18 protein-coding genes are annotated in these 19,458 nt (G+C 39.8%); 3 read left to right on the forward strand and 15 right to left on the reverse strand.

Annotated features, from left to right (window positions below; all coding sequences use genetic code 11):
• Positions 1 to 25: 25 nt before the first annotated feature.
• The 13 genes from PMAN_RS11250 to PMAN_RS11310 form a co-directional block, all read right to left on the reverse strand.
• On the reverse strand, positions 26 to 511 hold the full coding sequence (locus PMAN_RS11250) for a phosphatidylglycerophosphatase A family protein (RefSeq protein WP_006794265.1): 486 nt from the start codon (positions 509 to 511) through the stop codon (positions 26 to 28).
• On the reverse strand, positions 508 to 1,482 hold the full coding sequence (thiL, locus tag PMAN_RS11255) for a thiamine-phosphate kinase (RefSeq protein WP_006794266.1): 975 nt from the start codon (positions 1,480 to 1,482) through the stop codon (positions 508 to 510). Before thiL ends, PMAN_RS11250 begins: the two co-directional genes overlap by 4 nt.
• An 85-nt stretch (positions 1,483 to 1,567) precedes the next feature.
• Positions 1,568 to 1,978: a transcription antitermination factor NusB gene (gene nusB, locus PMAN_RS11260; protein ID WP_006794267.1), complete on the reverse strand. Its 411-nt coding sequence runs from the start codon at positions 1,976 to 1,978 to the stop codon at positions 1,568 to 1,570.
• Positions 1,979 to 1,993: 15 nt separating this feature from the next.
• Positions 1,994 to 2,458 carry a 6,7-dimethyl-8-ribityllumazine synthase gene (ribH, locus tag PMAN_RS11265; RefSeq protein WP_006794268.1) on the reverse strand — a complete coding sequence of 155 codons (465 nt, stop codon included), beginning with the start codon at positions 2,456 to 2,458 and terminating at the stop codon, positions 1,994 to 1,996.
• A 99-nt stretch (positions 2,459 to 2,557) separates the two neighbouring features.
• Positions 2,558 to 3,670 (reverse strand): bifunctional 3,4-dihydroxy-2-butanone-4-phosphate synthase/GTP cyclohydrolase II, encoded by a 1,113-nt coding sequence (gene ribBA, locus PMAN_RS11270; protein ID WP_006794269.1) that lies wholly within the window; start codon positions 3,668 to 3,670, stop codon positions 2,558 to 2,560.
• 29 nt (positions 3,671 to 3,699) lie between these two features.
• Positions 3,700 to 4,353 (reverse strand): riboflavin synthase, encoded by a 654-nt coding sequence (locus tag PMAN_RS11275; RefSeq protein WP_010557798.1) that lies wholly within the window; start codon positions 4,351 to 4,353, stop codon positions 3,700 to 3,702.
• 4 nt (positions 4,354 to 4,357) lie between these two features.
• Positions 4,358 to 5,509 carry a bifunctional diaminohydroxyphosphoribosylaminopyrimidine deaminase/5-amino-6-(5-phosphoribosylamino)uracil reductase RibD gene (gene ribD / locus PMAN_RS11280; RefSeq protein ID WP_010557799.1) on the reverse strand — a complete coding sequence of 384 codons (1,152 nt, stop codon included), beginning with the start codon at positions 5,507 to 5,509 and terminating at the stop codon, positions 4,358 to 4,360.
• A 2-nt stretch (positions 5,510 to 5,511) separates the two neighbouring features.
• The gene (nrdR, locus tag PMAN_RS11285; RefSeq protein WP_006794272.1) at positions 5,512 to 5,961 is read right to left on the reverse strand and encodes a transcriptional regulator NrdR; all 450 of its coding nucleotides are present in this window, start codon (positions 5,959 to 5,961) and stop codon (positions 5,512 to 5,514) included.
• A 97-nt stretch (positions 5,962 to 6,058) separates the two neighbouring features.
• The gene (gene glyA, locus PMAN_RS11290) at positions 6,059 to 7,315 is read right to left on the reverse strand and encodes a serine hydroxymethyltransferase (protein WP_006794273.1); all 1,257 of its coding nucleotides are present in this window, start codon (positions 7,313 to 7,315) and stop codon (positions 6,059 to 6,061) included.
• A gap of 268 nt (positions 7,316 to 7,583) precedes the next feature.
• Positions 7,584 to 8,867, reverse strand: coding sequence for a threonine synthase (gene thrC / locus PMAN_RS11295; RefSeq protein ID WP_010557800.1), 1,284 nt, complete (start codon positions 8,865 to 8,867; stop codon positions 7,584 to 7,586).
• 11 nt (positions 8,868 to 8,878) lie between these two features.
• Positions 8,879 to 9,814 (reverse strand): homoserine kinase, encoded by a 936-nt coding sequence (gene thrB / locus PMAN_RS11300; protein ID WP_008132165.1) that lies wholly within the window; start codon positions 9,812 to 9,814, stop codon positions 8,879 to 8,881.
• 9 nt (positions 9,815 to 9,823) lie between these two features.
• A complete protein-coding gene (gene thrA / locus PMAN_RS11305; protein ID WP_010557801.1) occupies positions 9,824 to 12,241 on the reverse strand; it encodes a bifunctional aspartate kinase/homoserine dehydrogenase I in 2,418 nt (805 codons plus the stop codon).
• 228 nt (positions 12,242 to 12,469) lie between these two features.
• Complete coding sequence (locus tag PMAN_RS11310) at positions 12,470 to 12,835, reverse strand: response regulator (protein WP_006794277.1); 366 nt, start codon at positions 12,833 to 12,835, stop codon at positions 12,470 to 12,472.
• Positions 12,836 to 13,221: 386 nt separating this feature from the next.
• Between PMAN_RS11310 and PMAN_RS11315 the strand changes: the two genes are divergently transcribed.
• Together PMAN_RS11315 and rdgC are read left to right on the forward strand one after the other, a co-directional pair.
• Entirely contained in the window at positions 13,222 to 14,988 is a 1,767-nt protein-coding gene (locus PMAN_RS11315; RefSeq protein WP_010557802.1) for an ATP-binding protein, read from the forward strand.
• An 84-nt stretch (positions 14,989 to 15,072) separates the two neighbouring features.
• Positions 15,073 to 15,990 carry a recombination-associated protein RdgC gene (gene rdgC / locus PMAN_RS11320; RefSeq protein ID WP_010557803.1) on the forward strand — a complete coding sequence of 306 codons (918 nt, stop codon included), beginning with the start codon at positions 15,073 to 15,075 and terminating at the stop codon, positions 15,988 to 15,990.
• A gap of 71 nt (positions 15,991 to 16,061) precedes the next feature.
• On the opposite strand, the gene PMAN_RS11325 is transcribed toward rdgC, so the two are convergent.
• Positions 16,062 to 16,901: an HDOD domain-containing protein gene (locus PMAN_RS11325; protein WP_008126555.1), complete on the reverse strand. Its 840-nt coding sequence runs from the start codon at positions 16,899 to 16,901 to the stop codon at positions 16,062 to 16,064.
• A gap of 289 nt (positions 16,902 to 17,190) precedes the next feature.
• Between PMAN_RS11325 and PMAN_RS11330 the strand changes: the two genes are divergently transcribed.
• On the forward strand, positions 17,191 to 18,879 hold the full coding sequence (locus PMAN_RS11330; protein WP_010557804.1) for a dipeptidyl-peptidase 3 family protein: 1,689 nt from the start codon (positions 17,191 to 17,193) through the stop codon (positions 18,877 to 18,879).
• Between the two features lie 41 nt (positions 18,880 to 18,920).
• On the opposite strand, the gene PMAN_RS11335 is transcribed toward PMAN_RS11330, so the two are convergent.
• Entirely contained in the window at positions 18,921 to 19,448 is a 528-nt protein-coding gene (locus tag PMAN_RS11335) for a protein tyrosine phosphatase family protein (protein WP_010557805.1), read from the reverse strand.
• Positions 19,449 to 19,458 lie beyond the last annotated feature (10 nt).

Here is a 19,458-nt window from a genome sequence, read left to right on the forward strand (position 1 = left end):
TAGTTAAACTAATCAAATATAAACACTAAAAGGGTAGTAAACCTGCTTTTATTAATGCTTGCAAACAAATCAATGAAAAAATACCCGCTAACACGTCATCCGCCATAATCCCAAAGCCACCATGTACGCGTTTGTCTAACATACGAATCGGGCCTGGTTTTGCAATATCAAAAAAGCGAAAAAGTAAAAAGCCAACTAATAAAGTTTGCCAATTTAATGCTGCACCTATCATGGTGATGTAGTAGCCAGCGACTTCATCCCACACAATAGCAGGATGGTCATGCACACCCAGATCATCAGCTGTTTTACCGCATGCCCAAATACCAAATACACTTATCACAACTGCAAATACTATTTGTAACCAGATTGGATAATGCATTGTTATAAATATAAATGGCAATGCTGCAAATGTGCCAAATGTACCCGGCGCTTTTGGTGCAAGGCCAGTACCAAACCCTAAACCAAAAAACTGGTGTGGGCGTTTTAAGTTAAATAATCGGTTTTTATTCAAACCTGCTCCTTTGTAAAATGCTCAAAGCCCTGTTGCTCAAAGTTAAACATTTCACCATTTTGTAAAAGCTCAATCTTACCGTTACCGCTTTTTATCTGCCCAATACAGGTAATATCCACACCATATTGGCTTAGCTTTAAATCAAGCATACCTTTATTGTTATCTGGAACAGTAAAAATTAATTCATAGTCATCGCCGTAGCTAAGAATAAACGGTAATTGCTTATTAAAATCTAAGCTTGCTTTCATTGCCTCTGATGTAGGAATACTCTCAACATTAATCTCTGCATTTACTTGCGACATTTCAAGAATATGTGTTAAATCGGCAAGTAATCCATCTGATACGTCAATAGCTGACGTTGCAAGCCCACGGATGACTTGACCCGCAGCAACGCGCGGTGTTGGGTAGTCAAATCGATTGTTTAAGTATTCTAAATGCGTTGGATCTATATTAATACCTTGCTTACGTGCTTCAATAGCAAGACCCGCGTCCCCTAAAGGACCCGTAACATAAATCCAATCACCTACCTTTGCACCACTTCTGCGTAGTGCCTTACCTTCCGGCACGGTACCTTTTGCACAAATAGTAATGGTAAGTGGCCCCTGAGTGGTATCGCCACCAATAATTTGTACATTGAAGTATTCTGCAATTTCATGCATGCCTTCAGTAAATTCTGCAATCCACTGAGAATCTATTGTCGGTAACGTTAGTGCAACAGATACCCACGTAGGTTCAGCACCCATTGCAGCTAAATCACTTAAATTAACAGCAAGCGCTCTATGCCCCAATGCGCGAGGAGAAATATCTTCAAAAAAGTGCACGCCTTCAACCAAAGTATCGGTTGTGACTGCAAGTTGGCAGTTTTGTGGAACAGTGACAAGCGCGCAATCATCCCCTATACCTAGGTTAACATCACGACGAGAGATACCACGACCTTTAAAGTAGCGGTTAATTAATTCAAATTCCTTCATACACAAAAAAGCCGACCTATGCCGGCTCTCCTTTTAACGGTTATATAAAGTAAATCTCTGAAAGCAAAGTCAGAGAAAAATACTATTACTTGCGTAAATGCTTTACAGCTTTATCAAGTACACCGTTTACAAATTTATGACTATCTTCTGCGCCAAATATTTTGGCAAGCTCAATACCTTCGTTGATAGCAACTTTGTAAGGTACATCTTCACGGAACTTAAGTTCGTAGCTGCTTAAACGTAAAATTGCTCGCTCAACCATATCTAAGTCATCAAATGGACGCGTTAAATGAGGTGATACTGATTCATCAAGTAGCTTGTAATTTACAGCTACACCTGAGGCTAAATCTTTAAAGTATTCAACATCAATTTTAGTAACATCGTTTTCGATCAACATTTGTTGCTCGATGTCGGCAATTGCATTACCGCTTAATTGCCAAGAATAAACGGCTTGAAGTGCTAAGATACGTGCTTTACGTCTTGCTGCTGGTTTCACAAAAATTCCTTAAACTTAAATTTTATCTAACACATTAACCATTTCAAGCGCACCCAAAGCAGCTTCGCCGCCTTTGTTACCCATTTTGGTACCTGCGCGCTCAATAGCTTGTTCAATGCTTTCAGTGGTTAATACGCCAAATGCAACCGGTATATCATACTCAAGTGATACTTGCGCAAGACCTTTGTTTGACTCGCCAGCAACTAGGTCAAAGTGTGGTGTTCCACCTCTGATCACTACGCCTAAAGCGATGATTGCATCATACTCTTTTTTTGCTGCAACGCGTTTTGCCGCTAAAGGTAATTCAACTGCACCCGGTACATAAATCACAGTAATGTCGTCATCAGATACACCACCGGTACGTTTTAGCTCATCAACAGCACCTTCAAGTAGGCTGCTACCAATAAAGTCATTAAAACGAGAAATGACAATGGCAAATTTTTTGCCCGGTGCGTACTTATTACCTTCAATAATTTTCATTTGATAACCCTAAAAATAAGTTCAAGCGGTTGCGATTGCGCAAAAATTGCTGCGCATCATACCATAATAATAATAAAATAGCCTAGTTTAAGCGTTTGCCTATTGTGGCTCAATGTAATCAATAACTTCTAAATGAAAGCCCGAAAGTGCATGGTATTTTTTAGGGCGACTCATTAATCGCATTTGCTCAATTCCTAAATCTGCAAGAATTTGTGAGCCTACACCAACAGTACGAGAAGTACCTTGAAATTTACGCGGTGTAACATTTTCACCAGCATCCGCAGCAGCAAATGCTTTAACTGTTGCTTCAAGCTCTTCAGTACTTTCTTGTTTACCTAAAATGACTAGCACACCGTCATTTTTAGCTATGTATGCCATTGCATCCGATAAGCCCCAGCTTCTGTCTGCGCTTCTATCCGAAAGTAAAATATCGTTAAATGTACTTTGTAAATGCACACGCACCAAGGTTGGTTCTTGCGCTTTAATTTCACCCTTGAGTAGTACGTAGTGTAACTGACCGTCAATCGTGTCTTTGTAAGTGACTAAGTCAAATTCACCATGCTCTGTTGGCAGTTTACACTTAGCCACTTTTTCGATTGTGGTTTCGTTTAAATTGCGGTATTCAATTAAATCAGCAATTGTGCCAATTTTAATGTCGTGCTCTTTAGCAAAAACTTCTAAATCAGGGCGGCGTGCCATGGTGCCATCAGCATTTAAAATTTCAACAATAACAGAAGACGCTTCAAGCCCTGCTAAACGCGCTAAATCACAACCGGCTTCTGTATGACCTGCACGTGTTAATACACCACCTGGCTGTGCCATAATCGGAAAAATATGACCCGGCTGTACAATATCGCTAGGAACAGCACCTTTAGCGATAGCTGCTTGTACCGTGCGTGCTCTATCTGCTGCTGATATACCTGTGGTTACGCCTTTTGATGCTTCTATCGACATAGTAAAGTTAGTTGAAAACGCAGCGCCATTATTTTTAACCATTAAAGGCAAGTCTAGTTGCTCACAACGCTCTTGTGTCATCGTTAAACAAATTAAACCACGGCCATGAGTAGCCATAAAGTTAATTGCTTCTGCGCTAATATGTTCCGCAGCAATGATTAGATCACCTTCATTTTCTCTGTCTTCATCGTCCATTAAAATAACCATTTTACCGGCTTTAATGTCATCTATAATTTCTTGTGCGCTGTGTAAATTCATAAATTCGCTCATGTAAGTTGTCAGTTTCGTTATTTAATAAAGCCCGCTTTTGCGAGTAAGCTCATTGATATATCTGCGCCGGTTGGCTGCTCTGCGCCTTTGATAAGACGCTCTAAATAACGTGCAATTTGATCGACTTCTAAATTAACTTGAGTGCCTACTTTAAAGTCGGCAATCGTTGTTTGACCGCTGGTGTGCGGCACAATTGTTAATTTAAATTTATTACCTTCAACAGCGTTAACTGTCAGGCTTATACCATCAATACATACCGACCCTTTGTACGGTATGTATTTCATTAAATTTTCATCGGTTGTCAGCCAATATTCAGTAGCTCTTGCATTAGCTGTAATCGCCGTTATTGTTGCAATACCGTCAACATGGCCAGACACTAAATGTCCACCTAAACGCGAAACCGGTTGCATTGCTTTTTCAAGGTTAACTGTTTGCCCTATTGAATAATGTGCAAAACCAGTTAAATGAATTGTTTCGTTAGATAAATCAGCGCTAAAACCATCAACATGTTTATCAACTACCGTTAAACACACGCCATTTGTTGCAATACTGTCACCTAGCTTTACGTCACTCATATCAAGGTCGGCGCTTTGAATACGAATGGCTAAATCGCCTTGTTTTTTTTGTAATAAAGCAATTTTGCCTGTGGCTTCTATTATCCCAGTAAACATAGCGCTACTCTTCTTTGTTAAATGATTTTAATGCGTGCGTTTTTAACGCGTTGATACGTAAATCGTCACCAATACGAACACACTCATTAAAAGATAAATCGATAGTATCTTGCATACTCGTCAATTCAGGGAAGTTTACTAAACTTTTAGCATCATAACCCATCAGTTTTGGTGCGATATAAAAAACATACTCGTCAATTAAATCAAGCTCGGTCATTTTCCCCGCAAGGGTTGCCCCAGCTTCCAGCCATATATTATTAAACTGATGCTTTGCTAGTGTTTGTAATACATCGGTTAAATCAACCTTACCCTGTTGCTCGCGCACCGCTATGTGCTTAACAAAATGCGGCCACTGCATTGAATTATCAACCTTGGTAGTAAATATAATTACCGGGTGCGCTATTTTAAATAGCGCAAGGTCAGGTGTTAATCTGTTTTGCGAGTCTATTATAACACGCACCGGCTGACGTAGCGGTAAGTTGGTTGGTAATGAATACGGTAACTCACTTGGTCGAACATTGAGTTTTGCATTATCAACAAGAACCGTATCGGCCCCCGTTAAAATGGCACAGCTTTGAGCGCGGTATAGCTGCACATCTTTTCGTGCAGCAGGGCCTGTGATCCACTTACTTTTTCCGTTTTTTAGCGCTGTTTTGCCGTCTATACTGGCTGCTAATTTACAGGTTACGTAAGGAAGCCCTTGCTCCATACGCTTAAAAAAGCCAAAGTTTAATGCGCGAGCCTCATGTTCAAGCAACCCATGAGCAACTTCTATTCCGGCGTCACTCAGTATTTTAAGGCCTTTACCTGCCACTTGCGGGTTGGTATCAACCATGGCAGCAATCACCTTTTTAATACCAGCGGCCTTAAGTCCTTCAGCACAGGGTGGCGTGCGCCCGTAATGGCTACAAGGCTCAAGTGTTACATAGGCAGTTGCACCCTGTGCTTTTTCGCCGGCTACAGCAAGTGCATTTACCTCTGCATGTCCTTGCCCTGCCAATTGATGAAACCCTTCACCTATTATTTGATTATCTTTTACAAGTACACAGCCAACATTCGGATTAGGTGTTGTGGTAAACCGACCTTTTTTAGCAAGCTCAATAGCACGCGCCATATATAGCTTATCGTGCTCGGTAAATGCTGATTGGCTGCTCATGCTTATTCCCCTAAGCGGGCAATTTCTTCGCCAAACTCTCGTATATCCTCAAACGAGCGATATACTGACGCAAACCTTACATAAGCGACTTTATCTAACTTTTTAAGCGCTTCCATAATGCATTCACCCACCAAATGGCTTGAAATTTCTCGCTCCCCCGTTGCGCGTAATTGCGACTTTATTATATTGACTACTTCATCAACTTGTTCTGTGCTGACGGGACGCTTCTCAAGTGCACGATTTAAACCATTTAGTAACTTATCTTCGTTAAATGGTTCGCGACTGCCGTCTTGTTTTACAACACGCGGCATAACCAGCTCTGCCCCTTCAAACGTGGTGAAGCGTTCATGGCAATCGTTACATTCACGACGGCGGCGAACTTGATGGCCACCGCCAACAAGGCGGGAATCTATAACTTTGGTGTCTTTTGCTGTACAAAATGGGCAATGCATAACTAAAGGTATCCGTTTTAAAAACAAAAAAGCCGCTAAAAAGCGGCTTTTATAATAGCATGATTGCTTATGTGATCTAAATTACCGTTTTACTTTATTAAGCGTAAACAGGTAGTTTTGCACAAATTGCTTTCACTTTTTCTTTTACTTGTGCTTGAACAGACTCATCAGCAATGTTGTCTAGTACATCACAGATCCAGCCAGCAAGCTCTTTAGATTCAGCCTCTTTGAAACCACGGCGCGTGATTGCAGGAGAACCAATACGTAAGCCAGACGTTACAAATGGAGAACGCGGATCATTAGGAACTGAGTTTTTGTTAACCGTAATGTTCGCATTACCTAATGCTGCATCAGCATCTTTACCCGTAATATCTTTATCGATTAAATCAAGTAAAAACAAGTGATTGTCTGTTTTACCAGAAACAACTTTGTAGCCACGCTCTTGTAATACGCTAACCATTGCTTGCGCATTTTTAACAACTTGTGTTTGGTATTCTTTAAACTCTGGTTGTAAAGCTTCTTTGAATGCCACTGCTTTTGCAGCAATAACATGACATAAAGGACCACCTTGGCCACCAGGGAATACAGCACTGTTAAGCTTTTTGTAAATTGCTTCGTCACCACATGCAGAAATAATTAAACCGCCACGAGGGCCCGCTAATGTTTTATGCGTTGTAGTAGTAACAACATGTGCAAATGGTACTGGGCTTGGGTAAACACCCGCAGCAATTAAACCTGCAACATGCGCCATATCAACAAACAAGTAAGCATCTACTTTGTCTGCAATTTCGCGAAACTTAGCCCAATCAACAATACCTGAATAAGCAGAAAAACCTGCGATAATCATTTTTGGCTTGTGCTCTAGTGCTAACGCTTCAACTTGTGCGTAATCAATTTCGCCAGTCTCTTCGTTTAGGCCATACTGAATCGCGTTATATGTTTTACCTGAAAAGTTTACGTGTGAACCATGAGTTAAATGGCCACCGTGTGCTAGGCTCATGCCAAGTACTGTATCAAGCGGGCTTAATAAGGCTTGGAAAACAGCGGCATTGGCTTGCGAACCTGCATGCGGCTGAACGTTTGCGTAGTCAGTACCAAACAATTCGTTTGCGCGGTCAATAGCTAATTGCTCAACCACGTCTACGTGCTCACAGCCACCGTAGTAACGTTTGCCAGGGTAACCTTCCGCATATTTGTTAGTAAGTTGAGAACCCTGTGCTTCAAGTACGCGTGGGCTACAGTAGTTTTCAGATGCAATTAACTCAATGTGCTCTTCTTGACGTGATGTTTCTTTACTCATCGCGTCAAATAACTCTGGATCAAAGTCCGAAATATTCATGCTACGTTCTAACATTGGGGGCTCCTGGGCAACGTGTATGGTATTTTTTAGAGGCTATATTGTACGCTTAAAACCGCACTTTGCCTACGTTCTTAAGTTGAGGATATTTAATCAGGGATTGAAACTATTTCACACCCTTTTTAAGATGATATTTTTAAATAACTTACATAATTATTTTAAATGTTTTTTATTATTTACATTTAATTAGTTAATTAACAAAGCTATTTCACGGTTTAAAATGTGCAAAAAAGCGGCCATAGCCGCTTTCGTGTTTACTTAATATTTAAGCTAACTTAGCCAGTATTTCTGTACGCAAAGCGTCGTAATCGGCGTTTATGTCGCTTGCAAGACATGGTTTAGCCAATGCGTCGCTCAATGGCTTTGGCATATCAAGTTCAATATTTAGTATACCTTCTACACTTTCTTTAAATTTAGCTGGATGTGCAGTTGCTAAAAAGATCCCCGCAGCACCCGGAGCTCGGTTATTAACTAAACCTTGATAGGCAATTGCTGTATGTGGCTCTGCAACATACCCTGTTTGATGAATATTTTTCATCACCGTTTGGGTGTTTTCTTCATCAACACTAATTGAGTAAAAGTCGTCGTAACTAAACCAGTTGTTGTCCAACATAGTTTGCACACGTGGCCAGTTATTCGGCTTACTCACGTCCATCGCATTTGAAAGCGATTCAAGCGTTGCATTAGGCAACCAATTTTTATCAAGTATAAAACGAGGAACGGTGTCGTTTTGGTTGGTTGTTGCACTTAACTTTCCAACTGGCAACCCTATTACAGCGCCAATCATTGCAGCGCATACATTACCAAAGTTACCACTTGGTACAGAAATATGCGCTGTTGCACGCTTTTCTTTTGGCAGTTGTGCAATCGCTTCAAAGTAATAACACACCTGAGCGACTAAGCGGCTTATGTTTATCGAATTTGCTGAATTTAAGCCAAGCGTAGATTTAACTTCATCATCTAAAAACGACTTCTTAACAAGTTCTTGGCAATCGTCAAAACTGCCATCAACCGCGTAACAATGAATATTGCCACCTAAGGTAGTAAATAGCTTTTGCTGAGCAAGTGAAATTTTTCCTTTGGGATAAAGAATAACCACATCAATGTTTGGTTTATTGTAAAATGCGTGTGCAACCGCTGCACCAGTATCACCTGATGTTGCTGTTAAAATAGTCACCTTTTCACCTTGGTTAAACTGGGCTAAGCATTCAGCCATAAAGCGCCCACCAAAATCTTTAAAGGCAAGCGTAGGACCATGAAATAGCTCCAAACAATAGGTGTTTTCTTCTACCTCGACTAACTTAACAGGAAAATTAAACGCATTTTTAACCATGTCGGCAACAGTGCTACTTGGCAACTCATCACCTATTAAATGTGATAAAATTTTGCTACTGCGCGTAACAAAATCCATATCAAGTAATGCGTCAACATCAGTCATAGGCGCTAACGATTCAGGAAAAAACACACCTTGGTTACGCCCAAGTCCTGTTTTTACTGCTTCAACAAACGACACTTTTTGTGAGTTATCTTTTAAATTATGTAATTGCATGACTTCTAATCCTATAAAACATTTAATTGACGCGTGCCGTCGTTATCTAACTTACAAATATGGCAAAAACCTTGCTCATTTATGTAATTATCCTTTAACCATTTAGCGCATTGTTCGGCTGCTTCAAGTGTTTTACATACAGTAAATAAGGTAGGCCCTGCGCCTGAAATACTAACTACCTCAGCTCCAAGTGCGGGTAAACTTGCTTTCGCCTCGCTAAAACCAGTAATAAGCGGTGCACGGTAAGGTTCTGCTATTTCGTCTTTCATTATGCTTAATGCATCGTCAAAACGTGCTGTTAATAACAAGCTACTAAAAGAGGATAAACGCTGCGCAAACTCAACGCTTGCATGCATGCTAAGATCTTTTGGCAAAACAGAACGCGCTTTTGCTGTATTAAGCGAAAAGCCTGGAAACGCCGCAACGTAATACCAGTTTTCATCAACAGGTAGTTCTATAGATTTATTAGGAATTAAATCGCCAGTTAGCTGCAAACCGCCTAAATAACACGGCGTAATATTATCGTAATGGCGTCCGCCACTTACAACGGCTTCAAAATCTGCCATCAACTCAATTAGCTGTACTTGACTTAACTGTGTTTTTGCAAACTTATCAAGCGCTGCAAATGTAGCAACCACCGAACAAGCGCTCGATCCTAATCCAGAACCAATTGGCAGGTTTTTTTTAAGCTCTAGCTTTACCGTAGGCATATCTGGTGCGACATGAGCTCTAAAGTGCACTAGACACTGATAAGCTAAGTTCTCTTTCGCATCGCTTGGTAATTTATGAGCATATTCGCCTGAACAAACAAACTCATCACAAGGGGCTGCGCTAACAAGTGCTACATCCCCCAATAAACTACCATCAATTGGCGCAAGAGCAGCACCTAGCGCATCAAATCCAACTGCAAAATTACCAATAGATGCAGGCGCATATACTTCAATCATTTTCGACTCCTAGCGCGATAATGTTTTTAAAACGTCTGCAAATACACCTGCAGCAGTTACTTCAGAGCCAGCGCCGTAACCACGAATTACAAAAGGACGTGGTTGGTAGTATTGACTTAAAATTGCAAGCGCATTTTCACCATCGCGAATAACATTAAGCGCATGTGATGAATCAACCGCCTCAATACCTACTTTACAGTGGCCTTCTTTAATTGTGCCCACGTAACGAAGAACTTTTCCTTCACTTGCCGCTTGCTCAATACGTGCGTTAAAGTCAGTGTCTAAGCTAGGTAGTTTTGCCATAAACTCATCAATACTGTCTCCTTCGGCAAACCCTTGTGGTAATACCGACTCTACTTCAATGTCGGATAGCTCTAATTTCATACCGGCTTCACGCGCAATAATTAACAACTTACGCGCAACATCAGTTCCCGATAAATCATCACGAGGATCTGGCTCTGTAAAACCACTTTCTTTTGCTTTAATGGTTGCCTCTGACAGTGATAAACCATCTTGCAAAGCGCCAAACATGTATGACAATGAGCCCGATAAAATACCGCTAAATTCAAGTAATTCATCTCCTGCACCAAATAAAGACTGCAAATTATCGATAACAGGAAGGCCTGCACCTACGTTTGTTTCGTATAAAAACTTGCGGTTATTTTTTTGTGTAGCAGCAATCAAATCTTGGTAATACGTATATGAGCTGGTTGTTGCCTTTTTATTGGCTGCAACAACATGAAAACCCGCATTTAAAAAGTCAACATATTGCGCTGCAAGTGCATCAGACGATGTACAATCCACCAGCACAGGATTAACTAAATGGTTTTGCTTAACAAATTGCTCAACGAGTTTTAGGTCAAATGACTGCTCTGATACTGCTAATTTTTGCTGCCAATCACTAAAGGCGATACCCTCGCTATCAAGATGCAACTGACGAGAGTTAGCAACGCCGTACAAATTAAGTTTAATGTTACGCTTTTCAAGCCATGCTTGTTGGCGCTCTAATTGAGATATCAGTTCTTGCCCTACTAAGCCACACCCTAGTAAAAACACATCAATTGAAGGTACATGCGTGAAAAAGTTCTCATGGCATATTTTCACTGCGTCGTTACATAACTCACCGTCAATCACAGCTGAAATAGCACTTTCAGTAGAATCCTGTGCAATTGCCACAATGTTTACTTGTGCTTGAGAAAGGGATGCAAAAAACTTAGCGGCTAAACCACGATGTGCCCGCATATTATCACCCACAAGCGTTACTATGGCTAAATTACGCTGTACTTGAACAGGCTCAATTAAACCTGCTTGAGATTCAAGCTCAAACGCTGTTTGTAAAGCCGTTAAAGCAAGGGCTAAGTCGCTCTCATGTACACAAAAGCTAATGCTAAATTCACAAGACGATTGCGTGATCAACACTATAGATACGTTATCGTGAGCAAGCGCATTAAAAACTTTAGAGGCCATGCCTACTTTGCCTTTCATTCCTGGACCCGAGACAGTCAGCATAGCTAAATCTTGCAGGCTTGAAATTGCTTTTACAGGCTCGTCTGATGAATAGTCATTTCCGATTAGCGACCCTTGGGCATCAGGGTTATGCGTATTTTTTATTTCACACGGCACGCCCGCTTTGGCACAAGGCAAAATAGTTTTTGGGTGAAGTACTTTAGCACCAAAGTAAGAAAGTTCCATTGCCTCTTTGTATGACAAAAAGTCAACTTTAGTGGCTTTTTTAATATAACGAGGATCTGCGCTATAAACACCATCAACATCAGTCCAAATTTGGCAAACATCTGCCTCTAAACACGCCGCTGCAATAGCCGCTGAGTAATCAGATCCATTGCGCCCAAGTGTTGTAAGCTCGCCTTTATCATTGCTTGCTGTAAAACCGGGCATAATATAAATCGTGGCTGGCTTTTCTTTTAATGCCGCTTGAAAATGCGCTTTACTTGCAACTAAATCAACTTCAGCATCAATAAAACCACCTGTTGATGCAACGCAACTTGTCGCCTCTAAATAAACCGCTTTATGTGAGTTCAATAAGCGCTGCATAAGCGACACACTTACTCGCTCGCCAAAGCTTATAACAAACGCACGCACTTGATCGGGGCAGCACTTAATTAAAGATACACCATCAAGCTTATTTTTTAGTTCTTCAAAATTTGGCCAGTGGTCAATTGGGCCATAGCCTTTTTCCACGGCTGCTTTTAGCTCGTTACAACGACTCGTTAAAGCCTCCCATAAAGAGCTAAAGTCTTGGCCTTGTTCTGCCGAACTCGCTAGAGCAACTAGTGAGTCGGTCATTCCACCGGGCGCCGATAATACCAAAAGCATTTCATCTTTTAATTGTGCTTTAACTAATTGAGCTACCTGCTCAAGGCAGGCAAAGTCGGCAAGTGATGATCCACCAAATTTTAAAACGCGCATTGTTTATGTTCCTCATCCCATAAAACGAAAAAAGGCCTGTGTTCTAAGTGAACACAGGCCTTTAAATTTGTTGCACCGACCTATGCCACTATCCAGAAAGAATGGTGGTTGTAATAATAATGGTCAGTACGCGATTAATTGTTTTCATGGGGTAAGACTGCCTTAACAAAGGCTATGCTGTCAAGTGCAAATTAAAAGATAAAACAGCCTTTTTCGATATAAAAAAACCTAGTGAATGCCAAATTTATGCAAAATATTGTCCATTCTTGTTTTATCTATTGGTTTATTAATAAAATCGATAGCACCTAACTGAGCTACACGTAATTTCATTTTCTCTTGTATATCAGCAGAAATAACAAGTACAAAACACTCAATCTTGTTTGTTTTTATGTATTCAAGAACGCCAACGCCGTCAATCTCAGGCATAGTTAAATCCAAACATAACAAATCAAAGCGGTTAGTTTTTAGTAATTCAATAGCTTGTGCGCCATTTGTAGCTTGCTGAATATCTGCATCTATACACTGTTGCAAACATCTGATTACTTGTTTTCGTGCAACTGTTGAGTCATCACACACTAAAATAGAAAAATTCATATTATAAAACTACTAAATAAGCATAATTAATGTCGTTAAGGGCGGCTGTCGTTGGTAAGCTCATACCCCAGTGCAATAGTACCTATATTTACAACATAATACCTGGGCTTTTTGTCCACATTTTGTAACAATCTATTATTGAATAAACTTAACAAGCCAAAAGGGATAGTTTATTATTACTTGAAAGTATAAAAAACAAACAAAAACTAGTTAATCAATAATATACAAACACTCTTAAGCAGTTAGTATGTGGCAAACAAAAGCAAAAATCAGCCCTTATTTATCATAAAATAAATCATTTATTATTTGTTTTTAAGCATTTATTGACTAAATTTTAAATAGTAGTGTAAATACTTAATTATATCTCAAGGAATTGTTGACCTCTCATGCTACAGAAAAGCCTTTCTAAAAGATTATTGACCAGTGTGTTATCGGTCTATTTTTTGCTTACCTTTGTAGTGACATGCGGACAGGTGCTCGCTGAGTATTTAAACACTAAAGATTACATAAAAGATGAATTAGCAACCTTACAAAAAACCTTCAGCCGTAGCTTAACACGAGCTATTTGGGAGCTTAATACAAAACAAACAATCACCACCGCAGAAGGGCTACTCGCTATCCCCATGATAGAAGGGATCATAGTGCGTGATGACAGTGGTGAAGTTATTTCGCAGCTTGGTCGCTCTTTAGATATTCATAAACTCTATAGCCAGCAACTTGTCCAAGAAGAAGCCATGCTAGAAGACTCTAAATCAGGCTTGTTTGGGTATACATTCCCACTCATATTCGAATTTTCAGGACGAGCCACGCAAGTCGGTGATGTTACGTTATTTTCAAGTCGAGAAGTTGTATTAAGCAGAATAATGGTATCAATCTACTTTTTGATTGGTAATGCCATGATTAAGACTACATTCTTAATTATTTTATTTTTAATGGCCTTTAGAAAGCTACTTACCGACCCGCTTTATCAGCTCACCGAACAAATTGAAAACCTGCAACTCGATGAGCTAGAAGGGCAACACATCGAAATTGAGACCGAAGAACACAATGAGCTTAAGGTAATGGAACACTCTTTTAATAACTTAATCGATAAGGTGGTTCAGTACAGAAAAGAGCTTGAACGAACTCAAAATAAATTAATTGTTAGCAACGAGAAGTTAGACCAACATAACATACAATTAGAGCAGGATGTTGCGCGTAAAACGTCTAACTTAAGCCAAGCAATGATGGAATTACAACAGCAAAAATATGAATTAGAAAAACAAAAAATAGTATTAACAGATGAGGTAGACCTTCGCCGCAGTACCGAAAAAGAACTGATCACCAAACAAGCGGAATCTCAACGCTATATTGATGAATTAAAACTGGCTCAAGAGCGACTCGTTGGTACAGAAAAAATGGCGGCATTAGGTGGCCTCGTTGCGGGGATCACTCACGACATAAACACGCCTATTGGCATCGGCGTTACTGCAGTATCATTTTTAGAAGAGCGTTTAAATAAGTTAGAAAGTGCCTATGCTGAAAAAACACTTTCGCCCAAGGCGTTGGAAGAGTTTATTAACGAAGCCAAACAAAGCACAAGCTTGCTTACAACAAATTTAGATAGAGCCTCTGACCTTATTGCAAGTTTTAAGCAAATTGCTGTAGACCAAGCCAGTGAAGCTGTGCGTACCATAAACTTTAAAGATTATGTAAATGAAGTAATTCGATCGCTTCACCCTAAATTGAAAAAAACATCGCACACTATTAATCTACAATGCCCTGATGACCTAGTATTAAATTTGCCAGCCGGCGCCATAAGCCAAATATTTACTAATCTCATTGTTAATTCGCTTATTCATGGTTTTGAAGGTAAAGACAATGGTGTTATGGACATTAACATCACAAGTGACGAAACCAACCTAACCATTAACTACAAAGACAACGGCAACGGAGTCACCGCTGAGCAGCTTGAAAAATTATTCAATCCGTTTTTCACCACCAAGCGAGATGAAGGTGGCAGTGGTTTGGGCACTCACATAATGTTTAATTTAGTTAAACAGACACTAAGCGGCTCAATTGAAGCGACAAGCGAGCCAGGCCAAGGACTGCACTATTTTATACAATTTCCTAAAAATATGGCTAAGCCTCTGTCTATATTCAATCAAAGCTAATTTAAATAGTCGTTAATCAGTCATTTCGAGGAGCGACTTTTATTGTTATGATTGAGCAAATTTTTCAGATGGATTATCTCCCCTATGTGGTTTAGTAACCTTATTTGTTACCGCTTTAAACAAGATGTTTCGTACACACAAGAAGACTTTGATAAAGCATTAGAACAAGATCTATTTCGTCCTTGCACAGGTCAAGAGCTCTCTACGTTTGGCTGGACGAAAGCATTTGGAAAGCATAGCGAAGCACTTTCTCACTTCTCTCAAAAAAGTATTTTAGTGTGCGCTAAACGCGAAGAAAAAGTATTACCCGCATCAGTCATCAACGAATTAGTTGCCGAAAAAGTTGATCAAATTGAAGCTGAAGAAAACCGCCCCGTTAAAAAGAAAGAAAAAGACGAACTTAAAGAAAATATTCTTCACACCCTACTTCCGCAAGCATTTACAAAGTCGAGCTTACAATTTGCATTTATTGACCAGGAAAACGGTTGGGTTGTGGTTAATAGTGCAAGTTTTAATAAAGCTGAGGAGCTGTTAGCACTGTTACGTAAATCGTTAGGTACGCTTCCAGTTGTGCCTGCATTTGCAAATTATGACCTTGATGTATTTTTAACTGATTGGCTAACTAACTTCAGCACACCTGAAGGCTTTGCAATTGGTTCTGACGCTGAGCTTGAAGAAGCTGATGACAGTGGCGCGCAAGTTAAATTAAAAGGCCATGACTTGTCATGTGATGAAGTTAAATCACATCTTGAAAGTGGTAAACGCGTTACCAAGCTTGCCCTCGATTGGCAAGAACGTGTTAAATTCATGCTTCAAAATGATGGGTCAATTAAACGTCTAAGTTATTCAGATACACTGAAAGAAGAAAACGCTGACATACCTAAAGAAGATATGGCAGTAAAACTTGATGCTGACTTCATTTTAGCATCAGAAGAAATTAAACAATTGTTAGAAGAGCTAACCCAAGGTTTAGGCGATGCAGATGATTTAGCCAATCCATAACCGAAAGTTTAATGGCAATAAAAAAGCACGATTAAATCGTGCTTTTTTATTGCGCTAAATTTAAGGCTTAATTAGCTAAACATGTCTTTTACATCTACAAGCATCTCGTTGTATTCATCGCTTGAGAACAACTGCATAGATGAAATAACACCTTTATCTATATACGTTTGTAAAGCAGCTGATTTATCAGATACCTGTAAAGTCCCCTCTAAAATAGCCCCAATTCGAATAAAATCTACATAACTTATTTGTTCTGGTTTATAGCTTGGATCTGCCCAGCTTAAAGCTACATCTGAGAACTCTGCAGGAAATTCCCACGCATCCATGATTGATGAGCCAATTTTACCACTTAGTTTTTGAATGGCATGTGCTAAAAAGCTAGGATTTGCAAACACTTCAGGGTGACGCTCAGCCTCAGTTAAAATAGGCAGCACACCAATATTATAAACTAAGGCAGCTAAGGTAATTGAGTCGCGGTTTAACGAGGTTCGTTTATTATTTTGTAAATAAAACTCCATTAACGTAATGGAATGACTCGCCACCGTTAATGTTTTTTGCCACGCCTTACCCATATAGCCTTTAATAAGGTCGTTGTTAGAAACAAATAGTTGTTCCATTGCCATCGCTGTCGCTATATTTTTAATTTGACGCAATCCAATACGGGTGACTGCTTGATGTAAGGTAGATACCTTAACCGCACGTCCCATGATTGCACTATTAGCCACTTTGATCATACGAGCAGATAACGAAGGGTCTTGTGAAATAACTTCCGACATTTGCATCAAATTAACTTCAGGATCGTCTGCAGCTTGGCGAACTTTAATCGCAACCTCAGGGAGTGTAGGTAATACAAGCGTATCGTTATTTATTCTATCAACTAATATTGTTAATAATGCATTCTCTGTAGACATAAAGCAGTCATCCTTTTTAGTTGTAATATTACTACACGCTACAACAGTTAATTTTTATAATAATGAACTTACAATCAGTATTGCCTAACTTACCGTTAAAGTTAAGAAAATTTTATAACTTTATTTCTGTCTCTCATTTTCAACGACACTATTGCCCATACACCGCCTAATACTTGCTATTTACTGTTTAGGTTTGCTTTAATGCTGGCACAATATAGTAGCGTGCCGTCAACGAGCCTCCCAACAAGCATCTACTTATCATTAAATTAACTTTTAAATAGGCAAAATAATGATCTTAAATAAAATTAGCCAAGCCATTTTACTCTCTGGTGTTGTTTTTCTGAGTGCGTGTTCAGATAAACCTTCGTCACCTGCCGAGACCACATCGCAAACACCCGTAAAAGTAATGGGGCCTGAGCTTATTAATGTTGATGAACAACGCTTAAATATATACACCGACTTTAGCTTACAAAGCGATTTATCACACTTGAGTGACAATCAAAAAGCAATGATTGCCATCCTTATAGATGCGTCAAAAATAATGGATGCCTTATTTTGGAAACAAGCATTTGGTGAAGATAAAGAGACATTTTTAGCAAAGCTAACCGATCAACAAATTCGCAAATTTGCTGACATAAACTACGGCCCGTGGGATCGTTTAAATGGCGATGAAACGTTCCTTTCAGGTTATAAAGAAAAGTCATTAGGTGCGCAGTTTTACCCAGCGGATATAACTAAAGAAGAGCTTAACAACGCAGACGTTGAAGACAAAACAGGCTTATACTCAATTATCAAACGCGACGAACAAGGCAAGCTTTACAGCGTGCCTTACTCAAAAGAGTACGCAACAGAACTTGCACAGGCAGCCGACCTTCTTCGCCAAGCCAGCAAACTTGCCGACAATAAAGAATTTGCAAATTACCTAAATCTTCGTGCGGACGCGCTGCAAAAAGATGACTTTCAGGTCTCTGATTTTGCGTGGATGGACATGAAAAATAACCCCATTGATGTTGTTATTGGACCAATTGAAACTTACGAAGATCAACTATTTGGCTACCGTACTGCCTATGAATCTTATGTATTAATCAAAGATTTAAAGTGGAGCGAACGTCTTGCCAAGTTTGCAGCCTTTTTGCCTGAACTTCAAAAAGGTTTACCTGTTGATGACAAATACAAACACGAAGTACCTGGTTCAGATGCTGACTTAAATGCCTACGACGTTGTTTATTATGCAGGTCATTCAAATGCAGGCAGTAAAACCATTGCAATCAACTTACCTAACGATGAACAGGTACAGTTAGAAAAAGGCACGCGCCGCCTACAACTTAAAAATGCTATGCGGGCTAAATTTGATAAAATTTTAGTGCCTATTTCAGAGCAGTTAATCGTGCCTGAACAACGAAAGCACATTACCTTTGATGCTTTTTTTGCAAACACCATGTTCCATGAAGTAGCGCATGGTTTAGGCATTAAAAATACGATTACGGGTAAAGGAACGGTTCGCCAATCATTACAAGAGCACGCAAGCGCACTTGAAGAAGGTAAAGCCGACATTTTAGGCTTATACATGGTTGAGCAATTATTAAACAAAGGCGAAATCAGCGAAGGAACCATTGAAGATTACTACATTACTTTTATGGCCGGTATTTTCCGCTCAGTGCGCTTTGGCGCGTCAAGTGCACACGGTAAAGCGAATATGATTCGCTTTAACTTTTTTGCACAAGAAGGGGCATTTTCTAAAAATGAAGAAGGCTTCTACCGCGTCAATATGGAAAAAATGAGTATTGCTATGGCAAAGCTTTCTCGTCTAATTTTAACTTTGCAAGGTGACGGCGATTACCAAAAAGTCGACCAGCTGATTGCAACCCATGGTGATATTAAAGAGTCTCTCACCAAAGATTTAGAAAAACTAAGCCAAGCAAACATCCCTGTAGATGTGACCTTTAAACAAGGTAAAGACATACTTGGTCTTAACTAAAACTAAAAGGCGTTACAGTTAACCTTGTAACGCCTTTATTTTTATTTGCTCATAACATCACGCACTTTAGATTCAAGGCTTTTCATCCCCCAACGTTTTCCTTTTTCGAGTGCTTCGTCAACGCTTAATCCGTCTTCATGGGCTGATATAGCGACTAAAGCACCGACCCGATTACTACTTGCACAATGAACCAAAACTGGCTCACCGTTTAGCTTTTTAAGTAAACTGGCTAAGTTGCGGGCATTTTCTACTGTAATATCTTGCGCGCCAGAAATAGGTAATGCGTGATAACCCATACCAAGCGCCTCAACAAACTCGCCTTCATCCCAATCTTGTTCATTTGCTCCACGTAAATTTATAACGTGCTTCACATCTGCTTTAGACAATTGCTTTAATTGCTCTTTACTAGGCTGCGCAGCCGAATACACAAGGTTGCTATGAGCAGCAAAGTTCTTTATGTCTGCCTTTTTTACAACCTCAGTATTATTTAGCGGCTCAGTAGCTGCAACATAATCGCCCGATAGCGCAATAATAAATAAGCTAGTACTTAGAGTTTTAAGTAATTTCATATTAATCCTC

Source organism: Pseudoalteromonas marina (assembly GCF_000238335.3).
Lineage (GTDB): Bacteria > Pseudomonadota > Gammaproteobacteria > Enterobacterales > Alteromonadaceae > Pseudoalteromonas > Pseudoalteromonas marina.